The organism is Hahella sp. HNIBRBA332 (genome assembly GCF_030719035.1).
GTDB lineage: Bacteria > Pseudomonadota > Gammaproteobacteria > Pseudomonadales > Oleiphilaceae > Hahella.
This window is the reverse complement of the sequence record NZ_CP132203.1, coordinates 4,989,203-5,011,211: the sequence shown is the minus strand read 5'-3', so window position 1 is coordinate 5,011,211 and position 22,009 is coordinate 4,989,203. Positions and strand designations below refer to the sequence as shown.

Below are 22,009 nucleotides of genomic sequence, written 5' to 3'. Positions count from 1 at the left end.
TCATCAATAAGAGGGGAGCTGGGGCGCAGCACCGCGCGATTGATGTACTATTTCCAGCCAGCGCAGAATTATCTTTTTGCGCTACATTATCTGCTCGCCATTGAGCGCAGCCCCTAACCATTTCAAGGAGAGAAATATGAATACGTGGATCAGGAATTGTGTCTGTCTGATTTTTGGCCTGCTGGCTTACACCGCCATGGCAGGCCCTTTGCCCTATGATGAAAGCGCCGATGCTAAGCGCGATATTCAAACGGCGCGCTCCGCCGCGAGCGCGGACCATAAGCTGGTTTTACTGACCTTCGGCGCCAATTGGCGCCCGGATTGTCGCGTTTTCGATGAAGCCATGCAGGATGCTGAAATCGCCGCGCTGGTCAGCAAACACTTTAAGGTCGTCAAAATCGATATTGGCGATTGGGACAAGAACCTGGATATTGTCGAGACCTACGGCAACCCTATTGAGAAAGGCATACCCGCCATAGTCGTCACGGATAATGACGACAAAGTGCTTTTCGCCACCCGGGGCGGGCAGCTGGCGACGGCGCGCAGTATGGGAAAAGAGAAGTTTAAGGAGTTTTTTGAATTTCTGGCTACGTTGAAGCAATGAGTGTTGCTGTGATTCACCTTATGGGTTGTGCGCGGGCATAGAAACGGGTAAATATGCCCAAAAAATAAAGAGCCAGAAAACAACGAGTTAGATGGTGTCTGGTTGCACATTTTTGTGAACAAGGAGAAAGGCATATGATCAGACGTCTGATATGGGTAGTGGCTGGCGTGACCGCATGCGGTCACGCACTGGCCAGTGGTGAGTCGCATTGGGGATATGATAAGCCCGAGCGCTGGGGAGAATTGAAACCGGAATATACCATGTGCTCCGCCGGGAAAAACCAATCGCCGGTGGATATCAGCGGCCTCATCAAAGGCGACCTGCCTGCGGTGGGAATGAGCTACAGCAGCGGCGGCCATGAGGTCGTCAACAACGGCCATACCATCCAAGTGAATTATAAACCGGGCAGTAAGGCCAGCGTGGAAGGGCGGGAGTTCGAACTCAAGCAGTTCCACTTCCATGCACCCAGCGAGAATACTGTAGACGGCAAGAGTTTCCCGCTGGAAGCCCACTTCGTGCACGCTAATGAAAACGGCGAGTTGGCGGTGTTGTCCGTGTTGTATGAAGAGGGCGACCACAACGAGCATTTGGCGAAAGTCTGGGAGCATATGCCGAAGGAAGCGGGCGACGCCAACGCGCTGCCGACGAGCGTTAACGCCGGCGACATGGTGTCAGCGAACTCAGGCTACTATCGCTTTAACGGCTCGTTGACCACGCCGCCTTGTTCTGAAGGCGTGCGCTGGCTGGTGATGAAGGAGCACCGCACGGCGTCCAAAGAGCAGATCAACCAGTTTATGGAAACCATGGGCGGTCCAACTAACCGTCCAGTTCAGGGTATGAACGCGCGCATCATTCTGCATTGATCTTCACCTCCGCGCAGGCTCTGTCACAGGGCCTGCTTTTTCCCCTCAATTTTCACTTGGCGGACGCTGGCCAAAGCAAATGCTTAAGCGCGGCGACCAATCTTTCTTGATGGCTCAACCCATTTTTCTAGGGCGTATGGGGGATTTACCCATGGGCCGTGAATTCAGATTATGAAAACGTATTCATAATCTGAATGCTATGCTTTTTATAGCGCGTAAGACACGCGCCCATTACCGCCAAATAATGAGTTTACGGAAGGAACAACCATGAATAGAACCTATAGGTCCGTCTCCGCTGGCGCACTGCTGGCATGCCTGGCTGGCGGGGTTAACGCCCACGGCCTTATTGAAGATCCGCCCTCCCGCAACTGGTATTGCGGCGCAGTGACCAAGCCTGATGAAATCGACAACGGCACAGCGGAATACGAAGAGTGCCGCGGCGCCTTCGCTCAGGATCCGGTGGGCGGCTACCAGTTTATGAGCGTGTTGACCCACGCTCAGGGGCGTGCTGTGGTGGACCCATTGCCAGAGCACGTCTGTGGTTTCGGCAGCGAAACCTGGCAGGGCGGCGCAACCCCTTGGGACAGCGCTATCGATTGGCCTGTCTCCCACTTGAGTCCTGGCCCGAAAACCTTTACCTGGAATATTTCCTGGGGGCCTCACTTTGACGACACAGAAGAGTTTCGCTACTGGATCACCAAGCCGGGGTTTCAGTTTCAGTCCGGGCGTCCGCTGACTTGGGACGACTTTGAAGAGGAGGCATTTTGCGTTCTCAACTATGACGACAAGAATCCCGACGCCAACCCTAATGTGTCGCCGGACAAGGCCAACGCGCGTTTCCGCACGACTTGCGATATTCCAGAGCGTAGTGGTCGGCATGTGATCTATGGCGAGTGGGGACGTAACCAATACACTTATGAGCGCTTCCATGGATGTGTAGATGTCGTGTTTGACGGAACTGATCCGGGTGATGATGAAAACGTTTTCGCAAAAATTGGCGTGACGCCAGATGTCAGCGAGTTCACTGGCGCGGGAGAGTTGCGTCTGGACGCCGGCGGATCTCAAGGCGAAGGCCTTGCTTATCAATGGAGCCTGTCGTCGCAGATTCCGGCGCTTTATGAACTGGAAGGGGCCAGCCAGAAAGTCGCCACTTTGCGTATGGCCAATCCGGAAACCGCCGGTCGCATCACTATCTCTTTGCATGTGAGCAATGCCGATGACAGTGACGACGCCAGTGTCGCTATCACACACCTGCCGGCAGGCTCCTCTCCCTGGTTGGACTTGGGCGCGCTCACTGCGCAGCCAATGAATCTGGCCGCAGGAGACAAGGTCAGCGTGCGCGTGGTGCTGCAGGATGGACGAGACCTCTACTACCCGGCTCAGCCTTTGGCGCTTGGCGACGCTGATTCTGCGGCGGCGGAATGGCCCTATGCGTTGGCGCAGGCGGTCAACGCGGCGGAAGCGGAAATCAAAGTCGGTGTGGTGGATGCGGATGGCGCAGTGAATCCGGTGCGCGACGCAGTGGCGAACAAGATTTACGCTAGAACTGACGCGACGGTGGCGAACGCCTATCTGCAAGTGAAGAAAGGTGGCGGTGAGCCGGCGGCGGACTGTGCGGTCGATTATGATGTCGTGAATGAGTGGGGCGGTGGATTCCATACCCTGGTGACTATCACCAATAACAGCGACGAACCTGTGCGTGGCTACGAGTTGGCCTGGACACTTGGGGCAGGCGAAAGCTTCGACTATGGCTGGAACGCCAACTTCAGCGCAGATGGCGCCGGGGTGACCGCAGCAGTTCCCGCGACACAATGGAACGGAACTTTGGCCGCTAACGGTGGAACCTCCACATTCGGCTTCATCGGCAAAAAAGGCTCTGCTCCCGCCAGCATCCCAGCGATCATTAAGCTTAACGGGACTGAGTGCGGGCGGTAGCCTGTTAACCGCCAATACTTGTAGCCTATGCCTCTAACCATCCTGAGGCATGGGCTTTTTCATGGAAAAGTCAGACTTTTTGCTTGATCGCGAGGACGCCTTTTTACGTTACTCTTTAGTTTGTCGTGTCGATAAGAGAAACGTTTACTAAGGAGTCTTCGCGGTATGTCCAGTGCGTCAACCAGCAAAAAAGTCGTCATTATTACTGGCGCGGGAAGAGGAATTGGCGCGGCGACAGCGATGCTGGCGGGCGCTCGTGGTTACGCGGTATGCGTGAACTATCTGAGCAATCATGATGCCGCGCAGCAAGTGGTGACGTCTATTCGGAATAACGGTGGCGAAGCGATCGCCGTGCAGGCTGACGTTTCCCAGGAAGAGGGCGTGCAGGCCTTGTTTGCGACGGTGGATCGCGCACTCGGGAAGATCTCCGCCCTGGTCAATAATGTCGGTGTGCTGGAGCGGCAGATGCGTCTGGATCACATGGACGGCGAACGGCTGACGCGTATCTTCCGCAATAATGTCGTCAGCTACTTCCTGTGCTCGCGGGAAGCGATCAAGCGCATGTCCACGACCTATGGCGGTTGTGGCGGCGTGATTGTAAACGTCTCTTCCACTGCGGCGAAACTGGGCTCTCCGGGGGAATACATTGACTACGCCGCCTCCAAAGGCGCTGTAGACTCCATGACGGTGGGCCTGGCGAAAGAACTGGCGCAGGAGGGCGTGAGAGTCAATGGCGTGAGGCCGGGGTCGGTATATACAGAAATCCACGCCAGCGGCGGCGAACCGGGGCGCGTGGACCGGGTGAAAGCGAACATTCCCATGCGCCGGGGCGGTCAACCGCAAGAGCTGGCCAATGCGATTTTATGGTTGCTGTCAGAGGAGGCGTCCTATGTCACTGGCGCTATTTTGGACGTATCCGGCGGATTATAGCATTTCTTGTTTAATGATTGCGGCTTGTATACCGCGCCTTTGGCTTAACTGACTGGGCGGGTGTTGAGGTAATGATCGAAGTGCCGGGCCAATTGCTCGCTGGCGGAGATGAACCCTGGCGACAGGCGGGTAACTTCTTCGATGTCATCCAGGCTGGCGGCGTTCTCCAATGCGCTGGCGGCGTGCTGCAATTGTTGCGCGTGCAACTGCCCGGCGGCCCCTTTTATCGAGTGGGCGATGAACTCCACTTTGCCTGTATCGTTCTCGGCGATGGCTTCCTGCAGCGCCGCCAAGCGTTCGGGCAGTCGACTGCAAAATCCGCTTAGTAAGCGACTCAACAGGGCATGTTTCCCCATCAGACTTTCCAGCGCCGCCTTTTCATCCCAAAGCTGCAATGGCTCCTGCTCTACAGCCTCCATCTCGGCGCTTTCTACGGCAGTGACGCCATATATCTGGACGCCGGGTTTGGCGCTGGAGCGGCGGAATAGCCATAGCTTGAGTTTTTCCTCCAAACCGGCTGCGTTGATTGGTTTACTGAGATAATCATCCATACCCGCTGCGAGGCATTTTTCCCGGTCGCCTTTCATGGCGTTGGCGGTCATGGCGACGATAGGAACGTGGCGGTTATGCTCACCGGCTTTACCCGCGCGAATTTGACGCGTGGCTTCATAGCCGTCCATTTCCGGCATCTGGCAATCCATCAACACCAAATTATAGGGCGCGTCTTCCAGCGCGCTTTGCAGCGCCGCCAACGCCTCCAAGCCGTTGCCGGCGACATCCGCAGGCAACCCCATTTCCTCCAGCATCAGTTGCGCCACTTCCTGGTTTACCTGATTGTCTTCCACCAACAAGAGGCGGCTGTGCGCAGGCCATTGCATTGGCGGATGCGTTTCCGTCATGTCCGACTCAGAGGCGTTGCTGGCGGGGAGAGAGCGCGCGTAATGGCGTGTGACCAGCGGTTTGGCCTGACGCAATGCGTCGCCGCCTTCCGCCACCACGGAGAGAGCAGCGCTCAACTCTGCGACGGTGACCGGTTTGGGCAGATAGGCGCTGAACCCAAGTTCAGCGAAGTATCGCGCGTCACCCCGGTGGCCGATGCTGGTCATCATCACTAAGGCCATGGTGCGGTAAGCCGGATTGGCCTTGAGTTCGCGTCCCAGCATGGCTCCGTCCATTTTGGGCATATGCATGTCCAGAATAGCGATGTCGAAGGGGCGACCATAAGCGGCGGGGGAGCCGTTGATTTTCGCCTCGCACATGGCGAGCGCCTCCTCGCCACTGCCGGTTTCAAGCACGTGAGCGCCCCACATCCTGAGTTGATCACAGAGCACCTCGCGGTTGGCGGCGTTATCGTCCACTACCAGCAAGGAAAGCGCGCGCATATCCACTCTGGGGAGGATAGGTTGCGTTAATTCGCTGCGTTGCAGACGGATGCAAAACTCGAAGCAGCTGCCCTTGCCCTGTTCGCTATGGACGGTGATACCGCCATCCATCAACTCGCAGAGGCGTTTGCAAATAGCTAGGCCCAGCCCGGTGCCGCCGAACTGACGGGTGGTGGAGGCGTCCACCTGGGTAAAGGGTTCGAAAAGCCCGCCGATCTTCTCCGCGGGGATGCCGATGCCGGTGTCGGTCACGGCTACAGTCAACAGCAGGTGATTGCCTTCGGGCTGCAACTGACAACGGATGACGATTTCACCATCGACGGTGAATTTTATGGCGTTACTGACCAGGTTAGTGAGGATCTGCCGCAGCCGCCCGGGGTCGCCCCGCACCATGGATTGCTCGACGGCGCTCTGATCCAGAACCAGCTCCAGTTCCTTTTCCTGCGCCCGCAAGGCCATGGTGCCGGCGAATTCATCCAGATGGTGGCGCAGGTCAAAGTCCAGGAGTTCCAGCTCCAGTTTGCCTGCATCCACTTTTGAGAAATCGAGGATGTCGTTGATGAGGCTCAGCAAGGATTCCGCGCTGGATTTGGCGATGTTGACCTTGCGTAGCTGTTCCGAATCAAGCTTGGAATGCAGCACTAGATTGAGCATGCCCAGAACGCCGTTCATCGGCGTGCGAATTTCATGGCTCATGGTCGCCAGAAAATCGCTCTTGGCGCGGGCGGCGGCCTCGGCGGCCTCTTTCGCCTGGGTCAGCTCCAGTTGCGCATTGCGCTGAGCGGTGATATCCACCGCTGTTGCATAAATCTTGCCGGAAACAGGATCGCAGGCGGCGTTCCACAGCAAGGTCACGACTTCTCCGCTGTAACAGCGATAGCGATTGACGAGAGAGATAGCGGGTTTGCCCCGGGACAGTTTTTTCAACGCCTGCAATGTGCTCTCCACATCGTCAGGGTGTATGAAGTGGACGAAGGGTTCGGACAGTAATTCTCTTTCTGAGTAACCCAACACCTTGCTGAAGGTGAAGTTGATTTTTTCGAAGTAGCCTTCAGTGTTGGCGATGCACAGGAAGTTGGTGGAGAGGTCGAAAAAGTTCTGCAGCTCCTTCTGAGACTGTTCGATCAGTTGACGCGCTGCGCGGCTTGCCGCCTCCACCTGTTTGCGCTCGGTAATGTCCTCGATGATCGACCAGATATACTCCCGGCCCTGGGTGTCGGAAATCAGTACGCCGTTCAACAGTACAGGATAGCGCTCGCCGTTTTTGCGTATGTATTCCTTTTCATAAGGCCCGTAACGCCCGCGAATGCTGAGCTGCTCCAACTGCTGCGACTCACTCTCCTCATAATCCTTGGGCGTGATGTCCCAGTAACTCAACATCAGAAATTCTTTGCGGGTGTAGCCGGTCGGGCCCAGTAATGCGTTATTGACCTCAAGAAAGTCACCGGTTTTATAGTCATTGAGGGCGATGCCCAGGGGCGACATGTCGAACAGGCTGCGCAGCAACAGTTCATTCTCGTGGCGTTTGCGTATCTGCCGGAACACTAATAGTGTCGGCGCCAGTATGAGCAGCCCGATTGTGAGTACGCTGATGCGCAATGCGATTGCGCCTTCCGCCAATTGCGGCCAGCCGCCCTGGGGGGTGGCGCCGATACGCCAGGCGCCATTGGGCAGCGTGACTTCCGCGATAACCGGATTGGCGTGAAAAACCGCCGGGTCTCCATAGAATACGTCGCTGTCCGTATCGTTGTTGTAGGCGGAGCGGATCGCAATATCCAGCCCCTGGGCTGCGCTTGTCAGGCCGCTGGCCTTGTATAGCTCCTCGACGTCAATGACCGCGGATACCAGTCCCCAGAAACGCTCTTTTTTACCGCTTTCCGAGTAGGTGAAAACAGGAATGCGACCGATAAATCCATATCCCCCTTGCACCAGTTTGACTGGCCCCGCCACCAAAGGCTGCCCGGAGTGCCGGGCCTGTTCAGCGGCTTCGCGTTGGTCCGGGGTGGCGCTAAGGTCCAGCCCAATGGCCGCCTCATTTCCTTGTAGCGGATAAACCAGTCGAATGACCATGTCCGGCGCGGCGCCGATATTGCGCAATTGCGCGCGACCGTCGAATAGGGGATGGGCGAACTCGGTAAAGCGGTCCTGATTCATGTCCGGCTCGACGCTGATCGCCGCCACCAGCCCGCGGACGGTTTGGATATTGCTGCTGATAGAGCCTTCCAGACGCGCACGCACTACGCTCAACTGACTGAGTACGGCATTGCGGATTTCCTGCTCATGGCGAATATTGTTGAGACGGTCAATATAAAAGCCCGCGGCGATCACGCCAACCGTGATGATCAGCGCCGCGCTGCGATACAGCCACTTGGACCTGCCGGGGCCGCTGCTATCCGGCTGTTGCATGGGGCGGTCACGAGTTGCGCCTTCCTTTATCCCAGGCTGGCTGTTCATAAATCGCTTCGTCCAAGAGTTCCGCTACATTGAGTTCGGGCTGGCGGCCAAGCCATCCAGCGTCATTAATGTTTGAGGACTGCCGTTGTTCCTATGGGGAAACCTCTTCCTTCACCGATGGCTTGATGGCGTTTCTGGCTCGCCAGCAAGCCCTAGATTCTAGCTTAGCATGTATCGCCGGGCTCGCTTCCGCGATGACAGCGATGCTTGAACCGTCGTCGTTAATGTTATTGGGGAAAACATAATTATTCGTTATAGTTTCGCCCAAATAAAAATAACCATCCCATGCAATTAAAGAACCTCTGAAAATACTGAAAAAGCAAAGGCGACGGACCTGGGAGGGTTTATGAGTACGCACGTTGACAGAAAGCGCATCACCATTCCGCAGATACGGTCGATGAAGGGCAAGGGAAGCATCGTGTCCCTGACCGCTTACACAACGCCCATGGCGCAACTGATGGATGAGTTCGTGGACTTGATTATCGTGGGAGACTCCACAGGTATGGTGGCCTACGGCTTTAACTCCACCATGTCCGTCACTCTGGACATGATGATCAACCATGGCGCGGCGGTGACGCGGGGAGTCAGCAAAGCCTGTGTGATTGTGGATATGCCATTCGGGACTTTTCAGGAGTCGCCGCAACAGGCCTATCGCAATGCCGCCCGCGTTCTGGTGGAAACCCAGGCGCAGGGCGTGAAAATGGAAGGCGGTGAAGAGTTACTGGAAACCGTTGATTTTCTGGTGCGTCGGGGCATCCCGGTAATGCCCCATATTGGCCTGACGCCGCAGCACGCCAATGTGCAGGGCGGATTCAAGGCGCAGATCCGCACCGAAGAGGAGATCAACGCGTTCATCAAGCTGGGGCAGTCTTTTGAAGAAGCGGGCGCATTCGCGTTATTGGTGGAGGGCGCGTTTGAAGAGGCTGCGCGCAAGGTCACCGCGGCGGTGAACATTCCTACCGTAGGCATCGGCGCTTCGCCGCAATGCGATGGCCAAGTGTTGGTGACCGAGGATATACTTGGCCTGTTTTCGGGCTATACGCCCAAATTCGCCAAACGCTACGTGGATTTGAGCCAACCCATCAAAGAGGCTTTTTCCAGGTACGCTCATGAAGTGCGCTCCGGCGAGTTCCCGGCTATGGAACATTGCTTTGGCGTTCGCAAAAACAGCGAAGGAGGCTGACTCCTCGCGAAAATCCAAAGATAACGCCGTCGCCGTTCGCACAGTCGAGTCTGCGACGGCTTTATCTCAGACATTAGACGTTATTGAAGAAGTAATAAAATGGATTTACCTGCAAAACCTGATTACTACCTGATCATTGATCTTGAGGCCACCTGTTGCGACCAGGGCTCCGTTCCCCGTAGGGAAATGGAAACCATTGAAATTGGCGCAGTACTGGTGGACGCCACGTCCCTGGCGGTGGTCGATGAGTTCCAGACCTTTATTCGGCCAGTGCGACACCCGCAGTTAACGGACTTCTGTCGCGAACTGACCACCATCAAGCAGGAACAAGTCGATAATGCGCCGACTTACCCGGAGGCTATCGAGTCCCTGCAAGGCTGGATGCGCCATTACCCCAATTATCTGTTTTGCTCCTGGGGCGATTACGATAAAGGTCAGTTCGAGCAGGACTGCCAATATCATCGGGTCGCCTATCCCTTCGCCAGTGGGCATCTGAACATCAAGAAGCAGTTCTCCGCGACGCAAGGGCATAAGAAAAAGTACGGCATGGCGAAGGCGTTGAGTCTGGTTGGTTTGACCCTGGAAGGCTCCCATCACCGTGGTATTGACGACGCCCGCAATATGGCGAAACTGATGCCTTACATAGTTGATCTAGAAAAGTAGTTGGTCGAGAAAAGTAGCTGGTCGGGAAAAGGTGAAACATTGATTCTAGCTGTAGACGTGCAATATGAAGACGATGGCGGCGCGACCGTCGCAGGCGTTCTGTTCAAGGACTGGAATGACCCGGAGCCAGCGCGAGCGGTCCTGACGCAGGTCAGCGAGGTGCAGGATTATGAGCCTGGCCAGTTCTACAAGCGTGAGCTGCCTTGTATTCTGCAGTTGCTGGATGCGATCCCGGAAACCGTAGATATAATTGTCGTGGATGGCTATGTCTCGCTGGGTGCGGATGATCGCCCCGGTCTTGGCATGCATCTGCATAACGCTTTGCAACAACGTATTCCAGTCATTGGCGTGGCTAAAAAAGCCTTTCTGGACACGCCGCCGGACCGTGAGATTTTGCGCGGCGACAGCCTTAAACCCCTGTATGTTTCCGCCGTAGGGATTCCATTGCCGCAAGCCCGGGACTGGATTCATTCAATGCATGGCAAGCACCGCATTCCTACTCTTCTCAAGAGAGTCGATCAACTGTGTCGCGGCTCCTGGCGTCCGTAAGAAGAGTATTTTCCCCGCTGTTCTATACTGAAAAATAATGCCTGTGACTTGCTGAGATATCCAGCAGGTCGGTGGGCGTTGCAATTAATTCAGAACGGGTGACAGAGCTTTGCGAGTGAGCCGCAGAGCGGGGAGCCACGTGCGTTATTTGATGTGTCTGTGTCTTGGCGGTTGTCTGGCCATCTCCTCCGTTGTCAGCGCGGAACCGGTGGTGGTGCGCCATGTGGGGCCGGAAGACGTTGGCGATATCCGCAAAAATTACTTTATCGGCCTGTTGCATCTGACGCTGGAAGAGTCCGCGTCGGAAGTAGGGCCCTACGAAATGAAGCAGATTCAGGCGCCAATGTCTCAGGGGCGGGCCTTTAAAAGCCTGCAGGAGGGGCTGGTCGATGTCGTCTGGTCTATGACCTCGAAAGAGAGGGAAACCAATTATCACCCAATCCGTATCCCCTTGATGCGAGGTTTAATCGGCTACCGGGTGTTGGTCATCCGCAAGGAGGACCGCTACAAGTTTAATGCGATCACCGAGCCGGAACAGCTCAAGGCGCTGCTGGCTTATCAGGGCCACGACTGGCCTGATGCGCAGATCCTGCAGGCCAATGGTTACCGCCTGAACACCAGCTCGTGGTACAAGGGACTGTTCAAACTGCTGGCGCAGGGCGGCTTCGACTACTTCCCGCGCAGCGTGTTGGAAGCCTGGGATGAACTGGTCGCCTATGATCAGGATACTTTGATGGTGGAGGAGAGCATTCTGTTGCATTACCCGACGGCGGTATATTTCTTCGTGCGGCGGGAGGATGTGGACTTGGCGGAGCGGATACGCCTGGGGCTGCGCAAAGCCATTGATAATGGCAAGTTCGAACGTCTACTTTATGGGTTTGAGCCTCATCGCCGCGCGTTGCAGGCGGTGGACTTCAAACATCGTCGTATCTTTCAGCTGCAGAATCCGCTGCTGACCGGACAGACGCCGTTGGACGACGAGTCGCTCTGGTTTGATGTGGAAGCCTATGTGAAGAACCATTCCCAATGAACTGATCGTCGCATTGAGCGGCGGATGCGATTCACTTCTGATTGATCCAGGGACGCCGGCCCTGAATAGGACCGGCGTCGTGTTGACGGGACAAAATGATCCCGTTCCCTGTGAGCATACAGGTCGCCATGGTCACTGATTCCTTGTGGTGAGAGAGTTTCGGCAAGCCTTGCCGAATGGGGGTTATTCTGACGCCAGTTGGATGCTGGTGTGTACCAGCGTCAGGTCGTCGCTCAGGGCGTCGCTCTTCAGGTCCGCCGCCCAGACTTCGATATAGCTGAAGCCGGAATCCAGTGCGAACTGAATGGAGCCGAGCAACTCCTCTTCGGTGAGTTGGATGTTGGCGCGGTCGGAAGACGCTGTGCCGACGATTTGCACCGCTGCAAAACTGGTCGCCTGAGCGGACACCAGCAAATTGTACATTTCCGGGTAGGCGTTCATGGCGTTCTCTTCGCTGAACCAGGCGGCGAACAAACCAAATCTGGGGCCGATAGTCGTATGGCCGTATGCGGCGACTTCCTGAGCCACTACTGGGCTGCGGAATACCGGATGTATTTCTACGTCCAGTTTGGTGTTGGGGAAAGCCTCATCGTAGGCGTCCATAATCTGTTTCCAAGATGCCACCAGCGCTTCGTTGGAGAAGCCCATTGATCTGAAACGACTCTCCGTATCACGATCGAAGAAATACTGCATCTCAAAACCGTTGGTGGTGGAGTTGGTCATATGCACCAGTTCAATATTAGGATTGCCGTCGTAACGTTGACCCAGGGCGTCGATAAACTGTGAGTAGCGGTCCAGGAAAACGCTGTCCCATGGCAGCGGCATGCTCTTGGGATATACGCTGCGGAACAGGTAGTCCAGAGTTTGCGCGCCTTCCGTCTTCAGCCAGGAGGGCGCTTCCGCTCCGTTCGTGATCGCCAGGGCGACTTTTACGCCTTCCTGTTGCGCTTTCGCCAGCTGGCTGTCCAGGCGGCTCCAGTCATATACCCCGGGCGTTGGCTCCAGCAAGGCCCAGCTGATGCGCACCAGTACGCCATCCATGTATTCGATTTCGCCGGCGTTGTGGAAGACGGAGGAATTGCGCTCAGTGGTCGGGCTGCAGCTACAGTAAATACCGGACAGGTTCGGGCTCTGCATGGCGTTGGCTGTGCTGGAGACAGCGCCGGAAGCGACCATGGCTCCGCTGATGAGTAAAGAATTGAAAGCCGCTTTCCAGTTGTTGCGGATAGAAGAGAAAGTGTGTGAACTGATGGTGAAGAACTCCTTGGACATGATGCTATACCTGCTTATGTTCCGCCCATAAATGGGACATTGGATAATCGGGTTAATAACTCTCGAAAGTACCGCTCAGCTCATTCGTTGGGCGCAGAATAGGCATCAGGGAGGAGGGGTTAAAGGCAGTTTCCGTAAAACTGTGAAGTGCCTGCCGGGGCGTTACCATAAGCCAACGCAAGTTAATGGTTTTGGCTGGGTATGTATCTATATGTATGTGAAATTAAAGAATATATTTCTGTAGTGAAACCGCAGAAATGGGACTTGCCGCACAGTGGGAATGTGATCGTTCCGCTTGTTGAGGTGTCTGCTATGACGTTAAAGGGATATACTCCGCCGCGTTAACAGCCGCCTAAGATGACAGTGACGAGGATATGGCATTCATGAAAGTAGAGCTGGAGAAGATTTTCAGTTTCATCATCGAACTGGAAAAGCTGAAAAGCGTCAATCGCATGACCAAAGTGATTGGAACCGATCGCCGGGAGAATTCGGCTGAGCACAGTTGGCAAATTGCAGTGCTGGCGATGTCTCTGGAGAGTTTCGCGAAAGAGAAGGTGGATATCAATCGGGTCGTGCGCATGCTGTTATTACATGATGTGGTGGAAATTGACGCTGGCGACAAGTTTGTCTTCTCCGCCGCCCATGCGGACACGGAAAATGAAATGAAGGCGGCGGAACGGATATTCGGGATGTTGCCGCCGGAAGTGGGAGACGAGTTCAAAGCCTTGTGGCTGGAATATGAAGAGAGGCGCACTCCAGAGTCCCGCTATGCATACGCTATGGATCGGTTGATGCCGGTACTGATCAACCTGAATAACGGCTGCCAAAGCTGGGTGGAGAATAGCGTGCGTCTGGAGCAGGTGCTTTCTAAAACAGGTATTCTGGCCGACTTCAGTGACGAGCTCTGGGAGATGATCAGTAGTCGACTGCATGAATCCCATAAAGAGGGCTTGTTAGGCTAAAAATTGATTTAAAAACAGACGAATGGCGCGCGCATAAAGTGCAGGTAAAATAACATACTCCATAATCGGCTAGACCAAATGGCATGAGGTTTTGCGCTGGACGTTAAGCGACATTCAAGGTAATTTATGCCCACCTATAGTACTTACTGATAAACCCAGTACTATATTACCGCCTGTCGGCGACGCATTGCGCGCCTCAGGCGGTTAACCGCTTCTCCTGAGTTTCCTTCATCGCCTCAGTACATTATTACAACTTGTTTAAGCCGGTTTTTGTAATTAGCAATAGCTGGTTGATTTCCATAATATACCCTTACTTTTCTGCAGTCTTGGCACTGCCAAAATACCAATCACGGAAAGAAGTCCAATGCGTCAAATAACTTGTATCTTTACTTGCTTAGCCTGTTTCTCCGCGCCAGTTCTGGCGGAAACCTGGTATGTGGGAGCGGATGGCGGCGTCGCTATGGTGAAAGCCTCCTCAGAGAAATTTTACATCCCTGCGGCGAATGTTCGTCTGGGCGGACGTCTTGAAAACGGCGTTGGTCTTGAAGCCTTATTCTCGGCGGGCGTGACAGACGCTGAAGAAGCGAACGTCAATATGGAGCTGAGCAGCATGGCGGGTGGTTATTTGACATACACGGGCGTGCTCAGCGACACCACCTTGGCGACATTGGGCGTGGGCTATGTATCCACCGAGCTGACGACAGAGGTTGGTGGTCAAAGCTCCGACTTGTCCTTCGACGGGACCAGCTTGGCGATCAGATTGGAAGAGCCTCTCAAAGCCTATCCCAGCGTAAAGCTGTCCGCCGGCTATTATCATGTGTTTGAAGACGACGGTGTGAAGATCAGAAACTTTGGCCTGGGATTGCAATATGATTTCTAAAATCAGGAAAACCCGCCTTGTAGCGAGTTTCGCTGCGTTGGCGCTGTGTTCCGCATTGTTGTCTGCATGCGGCGGAGGGAGTGGCGATACCGATGCGTTGAATGACGCTGTTGATGCAGGCAAGTTGGACGCCAAGAGCCTGACTCTGACCTCCACTTCCGACAAAGCGCTGTTTGAACCCAATGAAAGCTGGCAACTGAAAGTGGTGGCGGAGCTGAATAACGGCTCCACGCAGGATATAACCAGCAAAGTGAAATGGTCCACCAGTGATAGTTCACTGGCGACGGTCGACAATGCCGGCAAGATGAAGACCGGGACTCCGGTTGGCAATCAGGATGTGGTGATCACCGCGTCATTGGTGAGCCTCAACGCACAGTTGACGGTTACGGTGTCTGACGCCACGTTGTCCGCTATTGAGGCGAGCGCCAGCGACTCCGAAGTGGATGAGTGCCGCAGCCTGACCCTGAGCGCAACGGGCACTTACACCGATGGCTCTCAACGCCCCTTGGTGACTGGACTGACATGGAATAGTAGCGATACTGCGGTGGCGACGATTAACAGCGACAGCAGTGCGTTGGTGACGCATAACAGCGGCAATGTAAATGTGACGGTCAGTCGAGGTGCTGTTACCTCTGCGGTGTTGCCTGTCACTGTCAACGATACACTGGCGTCTTTGAAGATTAACGAAGGCGGCGAGATTTCAGTCAGCAAGTCCGGTAGTTCGACATTGACCGTCAGCGGCGACTACAGCGATGGATCTAACAACGTTGGCATTACTTCCAACTCTACCTGGACCAGCGGCAATACGGGTGTGGCTACGGTGGATGGCGGAAAAGTCACTGGCGTGTCCACGGGCTCCACGACTGTCACCGCAGCTTGCGGTGGTCTGACTGCGGATACGACGGTGAAAGTATTGGAGATTTCCGAGTATGAATTGTCGGATCTTAAAGGGGACACCGCTCTGGAGGAAGGAGAAGTGCGGCAGTTGAGTTTCTATGAGGTCTACACTGACAACACCAAGACCAATATCTCTTCTAAAGCGGACTGGGAAATCACTACCGGTGACGAAATCGCGGATATCAATGGCGATGGCAAACTCACGATGAAGAATGACTTCAGCGGATACAGCGGTACTTCTATTACCGTTAGAGCTGAATATAACGATAATTCAAAATCGTTGACCATCAATATCGAGAAATAGCTGGTAAGAATTCTCTAACTCTTTGGAAAAGGGGCGATTTATCGCCCCTTTCTCTTTTCTGACAGGGGGGCAATGTGGATAATGGGCGCCGGCGTTGTTAAGGAGGCTGCCTTGAATTATCTGATTATTGTCCTCGTACTTGCTGTCCTGGCAGGTCTTTCCTATTACGGTTATCAGCAGTATCGCAAAGCGGTGCGCAAAAGACGCGCCCGATTTATCGAAAACTATCGATTTCTGCCAACCATTAATCGCCGTATCGTCAAGAAATACCCTCACTTGACGTCTGCGCAGGTTGAAAGAGTGCTTACCGGTTTACGCGAATATTTCCATATCAGTCGCATGGCGGATGGACGAATGGTTTCCATGCCTTCACAGGTGGTCGATGTCGCCTGGCATGAATTTATTTTATTCACGCGCCGCTATGAAAAGTTCTGTGACGAAGCCTTTGGGCGCTTTCTGCATCACACGCCAGCGGAAGCCATGGGCAAACCTGCAAATATTCAGGACGGGGTGAAACTGGCCTGGCGCTTGAGTTGTTTAAGGGAGAACATTGATCCACTGCGACCCAAGGCTTTGCCTATCCTGTTCGCTTTGGATGCGGAACTGAAGATTCCCGATGGCTATTACTATTCGCTGGACTGCACCGGCCGCAATGACCACTGCGCGTCTAATATAGGGTGCTCTAGTTCCAGCTCCAGTTGCTCCGGCGACTGCGCTGGCGATTGGGGCGGCGGCTCCAGCCGTCGCTACAATGATAATGACAGTGATCGCGGACACAGTAGCGACAGCAGCTCTGACAGCGGCGGCAGCAGTTGCGGTGGAGGCTGTGGCGGAGGCGACTGATAGAACGCTTCATCCCTGCTAATATTTTCCTAATAGTCCGGCAGACAATTAGTGTCCTTCTATTTGTCTGCAAACGACAGGAGCGGTTGCGCATGTCAGCTCCTGCCTCCAGAGGCTTGTCGCTGCGCAGGCGTATTGTCTCATTGAATACGGGATCAGGGTATGAAGCTGTTGTGTGGCCTGTGGCTGACGTTGATGGCGGTGTCCGCCTGCGCGGACCAACGTCCGCTCCGTTATTATCAAAAAGACAGTCGCTACGAATATCGAATTCAGTTGCTGCAGTTGGCCTTGCTGAAGGCGGGGGTAGGGAACGAGTTCATGCTGCGTCCCCTGCAGGACAATGTGACCGCAGCAAGGGGGCTGGCTTTACTGGAGCACGGTCAACTGGATGTGGCGTTCCTGCCTACCACCGTCGATTTGGAGCGGCGTTTTCGGGCGGTGAAAGTTCCTATTTTGAGGGGGATCCTGGGTTATCGCGTATTTTTGACGCATAAGCACAGCCTTCCCGCTTTAAGTCTGGTTAAGAGCCTGGATGACCTGCGCGAGCGTTTTGTCGCTGGCTTTGGCGCGCAATGGAGCGACATTGAGATCTTGCGCGGCAACCATCTCAAGGTGGAGGACTCCCCCCAATATGGACTTTTATTCGACATGCTGATGGAGATGCGCTTCGATTACTTCCCCAGGGGGCTGAACGAAGCCTGGAAAGAGCTGGAGGAACGTCAGGCGCAATATCCCGATCTGGCGGTGGAGCCCACACTGGCGTTGTATTACCCCTATCCGGTGTACTTCTTTGTGGGCAAAGGAGACGAAACCCTGGCGCGATTGATTGAAAAAGGGTTGAATGCAGCGCTGGAGGACGGCTCGTTCAAGCGGTTGTTCCTTGCGCATCACCAGGCGTTTTTAGATCGTGCGCAGTTGCCGCAGCGACGTGTATTCTTACTACAAAACCCTACTCTTCCTACCGGAACCGAGGCGCCGGATACGCACTGGTGGCTGCCGGAATCGCCTCTGAATGAAGGCGCCCCGTCAGTAGAGTAATCGCCGCTTGGCTGACGTCAGATTTTGCTGTGGTCGATGAAGAGGGCTTCCAGGCCGGGAGTTTTACTGCCTTTATTGGCCTGATACAGATGACAGCTAATGCGGGCGTAGTTATCGAGATCGCTTTGCACCAGACAAGTGCTCTCATAGGCAATGCTGTTTTCTTGAAATCGCATGCGTAAAACGGTGGCTTCACCATGCACGGCTTCTTCAATAGCCGCCTCGCCGAATATCACTGCGCCTCCGATTTCCCGCTTAATCTTGAGTTGGTGATTCTCAGAATAAATTTGCAGCGCGCCCTGATAGGTGCTGGTGGAGTCAGGCGCTTGACCGATGAGTTGGTAAGCGCCGATGACAAAATCTCTGAGGAAATCTTTGGCGGTTTCGCCGCCGAAAGCGGAGGGGGATAGCAGACAGCACAACAGCGCTGCAGGTTTGAGGTTCATCCTGAAAATCTCCTTAGGATACTGTATAAGTCGCCGTGCCCAGTGCGATCGTCTGTTCTCTGTCATTGACCAGCTCCATGCGTGTCACCGCTATCGACTGGCCGTGGCGAATGACGCTGGCGGAGGCCACGAAAAACGCGCCGCGCCCGGGACGTAGATAATCCACCCGCATATCTATCGTACCGAGCCTGCGCAGCTTACGCTGCACTTCTTTCGGGTCAATTTCCGTCAGCCGCTCAATAATGCTGATCGTCGCCACCAGCCCGCCGGCGACATCGAGCAGCGTTGCAGTGACGCCGCCGTGCAGGATGTTCTGAAACGTATTGCCGACCAGCTCCGGTTTCATTTCCAGCCCCAGCACTACTTTCTCCTTGCTGACCTCGCGGACTTTGATGCCGACCAGCCGGTTAAAGGGGATATGCTCGTTAAAATAAGCAGTAATCGTTTCTATCAGCTGTGCTTTGTCCATGCAATGCGCCTTTCACCTTGTTGGGCGGAATGTCTCATTAAAGCAGAAGCGCAAGGACGCGCCCATGAGACATAAAGGTTTGTTGAGATTACGCTTTTATAGCCCGTTTCCGCCTCCAGGCGTAGCCCTGATTTTCTTCCAGAAACTGGATGAAATCCGCGCCGAAGTTTTTATATCCCTTTGCGGAAAGATGAATTTCATCCGCCCAGAATTCTTTTCCGGCCAGATCCAAGCGGCGTGTCTGCGCGTTATAGAACAACGTATTCTCGTATTGGGCGAGCGTGTCAGCAATCGCGTCGGACAGGCGCCCATGTATGGTGCGGATGATGTCATGACGTAACGGCGAAGCCTCGGCGGGAGGGTATCCATGCAGCTCAAATACCGAAGAGATCCAGGGGCCTGAGCGCAGATATAAAAACAGTTTCCACCCCCTTTCGCGACTCAGCGGCGCACTGTAGCCGTGGCTTACGACAATGGCGTTGGGGTGGTAAAGATCGCGCATTTCCAGGCTGCTTCTATAGAAATCCGTGATACTGCTCAACACCGTATTGAGAATGTCCTGGCGCAGGCATTGTTGCGCCGTCAGGCCCGGTTCATAGGGGACGAGTATCGGCGCCAGGTTGGCGAATATGTCATTGCCGCCTGCGCTGATAAAGACATAATCAAGTCGGACATGGGCATGTTTCAGCCTGCGATAGTGCTGTAAATGGGGCTGCATCTGCAGGGTGGTGGCCCCGGAAATGGCGAGGTCCATCCAATTGGCTCCCAGCGGGTCAAGCATGGCGATCGCTTCGAAAATATTATTGGGAGCGCTCAAAGCGCCCCAGCCGCGACCTGGATAATCAAACCAGGAATCGCCTTCCAGCAGGATATTCGGGTACTCGCGCCGCACTCCCTGTCTGACGCCGTCAATAAATTCGTTCAAGTTCCCGCTGATGTAGTGTTGTCCTATTTGTCTCGCCATGACCTGTATTGTCTGTCCTTATGTTCCTGATGATTCAGCGCTTATGTTGAAAGCGTCCCTCCCGCAGGAAATGCAGGGTGTGTTCCAGCGCAGTCTGGTTGCGCATGATAAACGGATGCGACGCAGGGAGCACCAGAAAGTCTCTCATGCCAGTCAGCTTTGCCCGCTCAACCGACACTTTGCCGTCGTTGGGGCCTTTGATCATGAGCGAGAGCAGAGGATTGACGGAGCGGTCGCCGGTGATGACGCCACATTCAAAGTCGGGTGAACCTAGTTTTTGTAGTAGCCCGTTGTTAGCTGTGTCCAATTGCCCGCCAGCCGGACCGTTAATTAATTGAAATAACGCCAGCTTACCCAATTTGTCGACAACTTCACTGCCCTGATTGGGTGGGCTGAGCATAACGACCCGACCTATGGGAATGTCAGGCTTCAATGCATTCAAAACCCTGACCAGTATGCCGCCCATGGAGTGAGTGACGAAGTGGATTGGAGAGCTGTGGGCGCCGAAGTGGTTGAGTAAAGCGGGATAGATATGCTGCGTCGCCAGTGATTCCAGGGAGTGTCGCGTGGAAGGGTAGTTCAGGTTGAACGTATCGAACCCCTGAGCGTCGAGATAGCGTTGCATCGTGTTCAGGCTGCGGGACGTGCGCGCTAAGCCGTGCAATAACGCAACCGGCGGTCGCGTCAGGGAAGGAGGTCGATGATTCATGGTTGGGGCTCCACTGAAGGATAGGTCGGTAGAGTCTAGGGGAGCGGACGTAGGTGGGGCGCCGCGGAAGGTGAGGTGGCGTCAGATAATCCTTTGAGTTGCGCTTACCAATACCAAATAAGGCGTTGGCGTTAGGCGCTAATTGATAAAGGACAAGCTAAAACAATTGAAAACACACTCGGCGCGGGCAATCATCTATACTAGACCAATGGCTAAGGTTAGCTAACGCGTTGGATGCTATCCACAGGGAATTTTCGCTTGATAATTAAACAAATAAAGCGAATTTATGAATGAACTATCTCGTATGCAAGGGGCTTTAAGCAGGGGGCTGAGATGGATATGCGATTTTATGGTGTGGACTGGATCGCCATGTTGTTGACGTTTGTCGCGGTGTGGCAGATCGGTAATAAGAACAAAGCGGGTTTTTGGTTGATGATGCTGGCCAATGTGGGATGGATGATGGTAGGTATCATGGGCCAGAGCACCGCCATTTTTCTGGCGAATGCGGTTTTTCTCTCAATGAACTGGCGCGCCGCCTGTAAATGGGCGAAGCAGGAAACGACCGCTCATGCGGATACCGCCTGAAGTTACGTCGTTTATAGTAACGGAGACTCCTGCAGGCTCTGCCGGTAAGTCTCTGGCGAGCAGGAAAACCAGCGTTTAAAGGCGCGGCTGAAATTACCGGCGTCGTTGAATCCCAGACTGTATGCGATCTGGGAAATGCTCATGGAAGAGGATTTCAGGTAGCGCTCTGCAATTTCCTGCCGCACCTCATCAACCAGCTCACGGAAGTTGGTTCCCTCCTGACTGAGATGACGTTGTAGCGAACGCTCACTTAAATGCAGCGTCTGCGCCACTTTCTGTAAAGACGTTTCCTCTGTCGCCATGGTCTGGCGCAGCAGCGAGCGCACACGCTGGGTCAGTTTTCTGTTGAACAGGCGGCCAAAGTAGATTTCGCAAAGGCGCTCGTTTTCATTCGCTAACAACACATCGGCGTTAGGCAAACGACAGTGAAAATAGTTACGGCTGAAAACCAGGCGATAACGACTGTCGCCCCAACTTACCGGACTGCGAAAATAGCGCTCGTAGTTTTCATAGTCCGCCGGTTTATCGCGGCCCATGGATACGCGTAACAAGTCTGTTCCCTGCGGCGTGAGAAAGCGACAGATGCGCACCATCATGCAGGCGGCTGCGTCCAGTATGGCGTGGTGCAGCGGCGCCTCGCCTTCGCGGACCACGCCCAATTCCACTTCATCGCCGTTGGTCTGAAGATACAGTCGGGTGACGTTGGAAATGCCGTAGTTATAACGAATCACACGAGAGAATCCCTCCCACAAAGACTGACTGGCGATAACTGCGTAACCCAGAGCGTGAAAGGTGGTCAGACTGATATTCTTACCTGCCTCTATGCCAATGCTTTCGCATTGGGTTGTCGCGATGACGGCGTCGAATAAGGCGTTGATTTTGTCGGTGTGCACGGGGGCGAGAGGGGATTGCAATTCGGTGGCGCAGAGTTGCGCTGACTGCATTAAATCATAGGCGTCCAGCCCTTGCTTCTCAAAGGCGTCCAGACACATTTTCACCCAGTTGGCGATGATGAAGGGGTCGTCCAGTTGTGGCGTCATAAGAGTA

The 22,009-nt window shown here is 54.6% G+C and carries 21 protein-coding genes; 14 read left to right on the top strand and 7 right to left on the bottom strand.

Going from position 1 to position 22,009, the window contains the following annotated elements; all coding sequences use genetic code 11:
* Positions 1-136: 136 nt before the first annotated feature.
* From O5O45_RS22115 to O5O45_RS22100, 4 genes are all read left to right on the top strand, one after another.
* Positions 137-604 (top strand): thioredoxin family protein, encoded by a 468-nt coding sequence (locus O5O45_RS22115; RefSeq protein ID WP_305901502.1) that lies wholly within the window; start codon positions 137-139, stop codon positions 602-604.
* Positions 605-738: 134 nt separating this feature from the next.
* The gene (locus O5O45_RS22110; RefSeq protein ID WP_305901501.1) at positions 739-1,467 is read left to right on the top strand and encodes a carbonic anhydrase; all 729 of its coding nucleotides are present in this window, start codon (positions 739-741) and stop codon (positions 1,465-1,467) included.
* A gap of 267 nt (positions 1,468-1,734) precedes the next feature.
* Positions 1,735-3,402 carry a lytic polysaccharide monooxygenase gene (locus O5O45_RS22105; RefSeq protein WP_305901500.1) on the top strand — a complete coding sequence of 556 codons (1,668 nt, stop codon included), beginning with the start codon at positions 1,735-1,737 and terminating at the stop codon, positions 3,400-3,402.
* A 165-nt stretch (positions 3,403-3,567) separates the two neighbouring features.
* Positions 3,568-4,332 (top strand): SDR family oxidoreductase, encoded by a 765-nt coding sequence (locus tag O5O45_RS22100; protein WP_305901499.1) that lies wholly within the window; start codon positions 3,568-3,570, stop codon positions 4,330-4,332.
* A 44-nt stretch (positions 4,333-4,376) separates the two neighbouring features.
* Here O5O45_RS22100 and O5O45_RS22095 read toward each other — a convergent pair whose 3' ends face one another.
* A complete protein-coding gene (locus O5O45_RS22095) occupies positions 4,377-8,168 on the bottom strand; it encodes a response regulator (protein ID WP_305901498.1) in 3,792 nt (1,263 codons plus the stop codon).
* A 346-nt stretch (positions 8,169-8,514) separates the two neighbouring features.
* Between O5O45_RS22095 and panB the strand changes: the two genes are divergently transcribed.
* The 4 genes from panB to O5O45_RS22075 all read left to right on the top strand — a co-directional run bounded on the left by panB (position 8,515) and on the right by O5O45_RS22075 (position 11,593).
* Positions 8,515-9,351 (top strand): 3-methyl-2-oxobutanoate hydroxymethyltransferase, encoded by an 837-nt coding sequence (gene panB, locus O5O45_RS22090; RefSeq protein ID WP_305901497.1) that lies wholly within the window; start codon positions 8,515-8,517, stop codon positions 9,349-9,351.
* Between the two features lie 99 nt (positions 9,352-9,450).
* Positions 9,451-10,014 (top strand): 3'-5' exonuclease, encoded by a 564-nt coding sequence (locus tag O5O45_RS22085; protein ID WP_305901496.1) that lies wholly within the window; start codon positions 9,451-9,453, stop codon positions 10,012-10,014.
* Positions 10,015-10,053: 39 nt separating this feature from the next.
* Entirely contained in the window at positions 10,054-10,563 is a 510-nt protein-coding gene (locus O5O45_RS22080) for an endonuclease V (protein WP_305901495.1), read from the top strand.
* A 139-nt stretch (positions 10,564-10,702) separates the two neighbouring features.
* Positions 10,703-11,593 carry a type 2 periplasmic-binding domain-containing protein gene (locus O5O45_RS22075; protein ID WP_305901494.1) on the top strand — a complete coding sequence of 297 codons (891 nt, stop codon included), beginning with the start codon at positions 10,703-10,705 and terminating at the stop codon, positions 11,591-11,593.
* A gap of 183 nt (positions 11,594-11,776) precedes the next feature.
* Here the strand turns inward: O5O45_RS22075 and O5O45_RS22070 are convergent, their stop codons facing one another.
* Positions 11,777-12,865 (bottom strand): beta-galactosidase, encoded by a 1,089-nt coding sequence (locus O5O45_RS22070; protein ID WP_305901493.1) that lies wholly within the window; start codon positions 12,863-12,865, stop codon positions 11,777-11,779.
* 383 nt (positions 12,866-13,248) lie between these two features.
* On the opposite strand from O5O45_RS22070, the gene O5O45_RS22065 reads away from it, so the two are divergent.
* The 5 genes from O5O45_RS22065 (at position 13,249) to O5O45_RS22045 (ending at position 17,789) form a co-directional block, all read left to right on the top strand.
* A complete protein-coding gene (locus tag O5O45_RS22065) occupies positions 13,249-13,827 on the top strand; it encodes an HD domain-containing protein (protein WP_305901492.1) in 579 nt (192 codons plus the stop codon).
* 364 nt (positions 13,828-14,191) lie between these two features.
* Positions 14,192-14,707: an outer membrane beta-barrel protein gene (locus tag O5O45_RS22060; protein WP_305901491.1), complete on the top strand. Its 516-nt coding sequence runs from the start codon at positions 14,192-14,194 to the stop codon at positions 14,705-14,707.
* Entirely contained in the window at positions 14,697-15,908 is a 1,212-nt protein-coding gene (locus O5O45_RS22055; RefSeq protein WP_305901490.1) for an Ig-like domain-containing protein, read from the top strand. Before O5O45_RS22060 ends, O5O45_RS22055 begins: the two co-directional genes overlap by 11 nt.
* A 111-nt stretch (positions 15,909-16,019) precedes the next feature.
* Positions 16,020-16,751, top strand: coding sequence for a glycine-rich domain-containing protein (locus O5O45_RS22050; protein WP_305901489.1), 732 nt, complete (start codon positions 16,020-16,022; stop codon positions 16,749-16,751).
* A 162-nt stretch (positions 16,752-16,913) separates the two neighbouring features.
* Complete coding sequence (locus O5O45_RS22045) at positions 16,914-17,789, top strand: type 2 periplasmic-binding domain-containing protein (RefSeq protein WP_305901488.1); 876 nt, start codon at positions 16,914-16,916, stop codon at positions 17,787-17,789.
* 17 nt (positions 17,790-17,806) lie between these two features.
* Here O5O45_RS22045 and O5O45_RS22040 read toward each other — a convergent pair whose 3' ends face one another.
* The 4 genes from O5O45_RS22040 to O5O45_RS22025 form a co-directional block, all read right to left on the bottom strand.
* Positions 17,807-18,235, bottom strand: a complete 429-nt coding sequence (locus O5O45_RS22040; RefSeq protein WP_305901487.1) for a hypothetical protein — start codon at positions 18,233-18,235, stop codon at positions 17,807-17,809.
* Between the two features lie 13 nt (positions 18,236-18,248).
* A complete protein-coding gene (locus tag O5O45_RS22035) occupies positions 18,249-18,704 on the bottom strand; it encodes a thioesterase family protein (RefSeq protein ID WP_127968402.1) in 456 nt (151 codons plus the stop codon).
* Positions 18,705-18,792: 88 nt separating this feature from the next.
* Positions 18,793-19,668, bottom strand: coding sequence for an SGNH/GDSL hydrolase family protein (locus O5O45_RS22030; protein WP_305901486.1), 876 nt, complete (start codon positions 19,666-19,668; stop codon positions 18,793-18,795).
* A gap of 34 nt (positions 19,669-19,702) precedes the next feature.
* Positions 19,703-20,377 carry an esterase/lipase family protein gene (locus O5O45_RS22025; protein WP_305901485.1) on the bottom strand — a complete coding sequence of 225 codons (675 nt, stop codon included), beginning with the start codon at positions 20,375-20,377 and terminating at the stop codon, positions 19,703-19,705.
* A gap of 333 nt (positions 20,378-20,710) precedes the next feature.
* On the opposite strand from O5O45_RS22025, the gene O5O45_RS22020 reads away from it, so the two are divergent.
* Positions 20,711-20,962 (top strand): PnuC protein, encoded by a 252-nt coding sequence (locus tag O5O45_RS22020; RefSeq protein WP_305901484.1) that lies wholly within the window; start codon positions 20,711-20,713, stop codon positions 20,960-20,962.
* Positions 20,963-20,973: 11 nt separating this feature from the next.
* Here the strand turns inward: O5O45_RS22020 and O5O45_RS22015 are convergent, their stop codons facing one another.
* A complete protein-coding gene (locus O5O45_RS22015) occupies positions 20,974-22,002 on the bottom strand; it encodes an AraC family transcriptional regulator (protein WP_305901483.1) in 1,029 nt (342 codons plus the stop codon).
* Positions 22,003-22,009: the final 7 nt, after the last annotated feature.

What these genes read in the sequence shown, in the direction of transcription:
- O5O45_RS22110 (WP_305901501.1), top strand. Translation starts at nt 739, where the DNA reads ATGATCAGACGTCTGATATGGGTAGTGGCTGGCGTGACCGCATGCGGT.
- O5O45_RS22030 (WP_305901486.1), bottom strand. Translation starts at nt 19,668, where the DNA reads ATGGCGAGACAAATAGGACAACACTACATCAGCGGGAACTTGAACGAA.
- O5O45_RS22065 (WP_305901492.1), top strand. Translation starts at nt 13,249, where the DNA reads ATGAAAGTAGAGCTGGAGAAGATTTTCAGTTTCATCATCGAACTGGAA.
- O5O45_RS22025 (WP_305901485.1), bottom strand. Translation starts at nt 20,377, where the DNA reads ATGAATCATCGACCTCCTTCCCTGACGCGACCGCCGGTTGCGTTATTG.
- O5O45_RS22015 (WP_305901483.1), bottom strand. Translation starts at nt 22,002, where the DNA reads ATGACGCCACAACTGGACGACCCCTTCATCATCGCCAACTGGGTGAAA.
- O5O45_RS22085 (WP_305901496.1), top strand. Translation starts at nt 9,451, where the DNA reads ATGGATTTACCTGCAAAACCTGATTACTACCTGATCATTGATCTTGAG.
- O5O45_RS22115 (WP_305901502.1), top strand. Translation starts at nt 137, where the DNA reads ATGAATACGTGGATCAGGAATTGTGTCTGTCTGATTTTTGGCCTGCTG.
- O5O45_RS22100 (WP_305901499.1), top strand. Translation starts at nt 3,568, where the DNA reads ATGTCCAGTGCGTCAACCAGCAAAAAAGTCGTCATTATTACTGGCGCG.
- O5O45_RS22035 (WP_127968402.1), bottom strand. Translation starts at nt 18,704, where the DNA reads ATGGACAAAGCACAGCTGATAGAAACGATTACTGCTTATTTTAACGAG.
- O5O45_RS22045 (WP_305901488.1), top strand. Translation starts at nt 16,914, where the DNA reads ATGAAGCTGTTGTGTGGCCTGTGGCTGACGTTGATGGCGGTGTCCGCC.
- O5O45_RS22095 (WP_305901498.1), bottom strand. Translation starts at nt 8,168, where the DNA reads ATGAACAGCCAGCCTGGGATAAAGGAAGGCGCAACTCGTGACCGCCCC.
- O5O45_RS22070 (WP_305901493.1), bottom strand. Translation starts at nt 12,865, where the DNA reads ATGTCCAAGGAGTTCTTCACCATCAGTTCACACACTTTCTCTTCTATC.
- panB (WP_305901497.1), top strand. Translation starts at nt 8,515, where the DNA reads ATGAGTACGCACGTTGACAGAAAGCGCATCACCATTCCGCAGATACGG.
- O5O45_RS22055 (WP_305901490.1), top strand. Translation starts at nt 14,697, where the DNA reads ATGATTTCTAAAATCAGGAAAACCCGCCTTGTAGCGAGTTTCGCTGCG.
- O5O45_RS22060 (WP_305901491.1), top strand. Translation starts at nt 14,192, where the DNA reads ATGCGTCAAATAACTTGTATCTTTACTTGCTTAGCCTGTTTCTCCGCG.
- O5O45_RS22040 (WP_305901487.1), bottom strand. Translation starts at nt 18,235, where the DNA reads ATGAACCTCAAACCTGCAGCGCTGTTGTGCTGTCTGCTATCCCCCTCC.
- O5O45_RS22020 (WP_305901484.1), top strand. Translation starts at nt 20,711, where the DNA reads ATGGATATGCGATTTTATGGTGTGGACTGGATCGCCATGTTGTTGACG.
- O5O45_RS22105 (WP_305901500.1), top strand. Translation starts at nt 1,735, where the DNA reads ATGAATAGAACCTATAGGTCCGTCTCCGCTGGCGCACTGCTGGCATGC.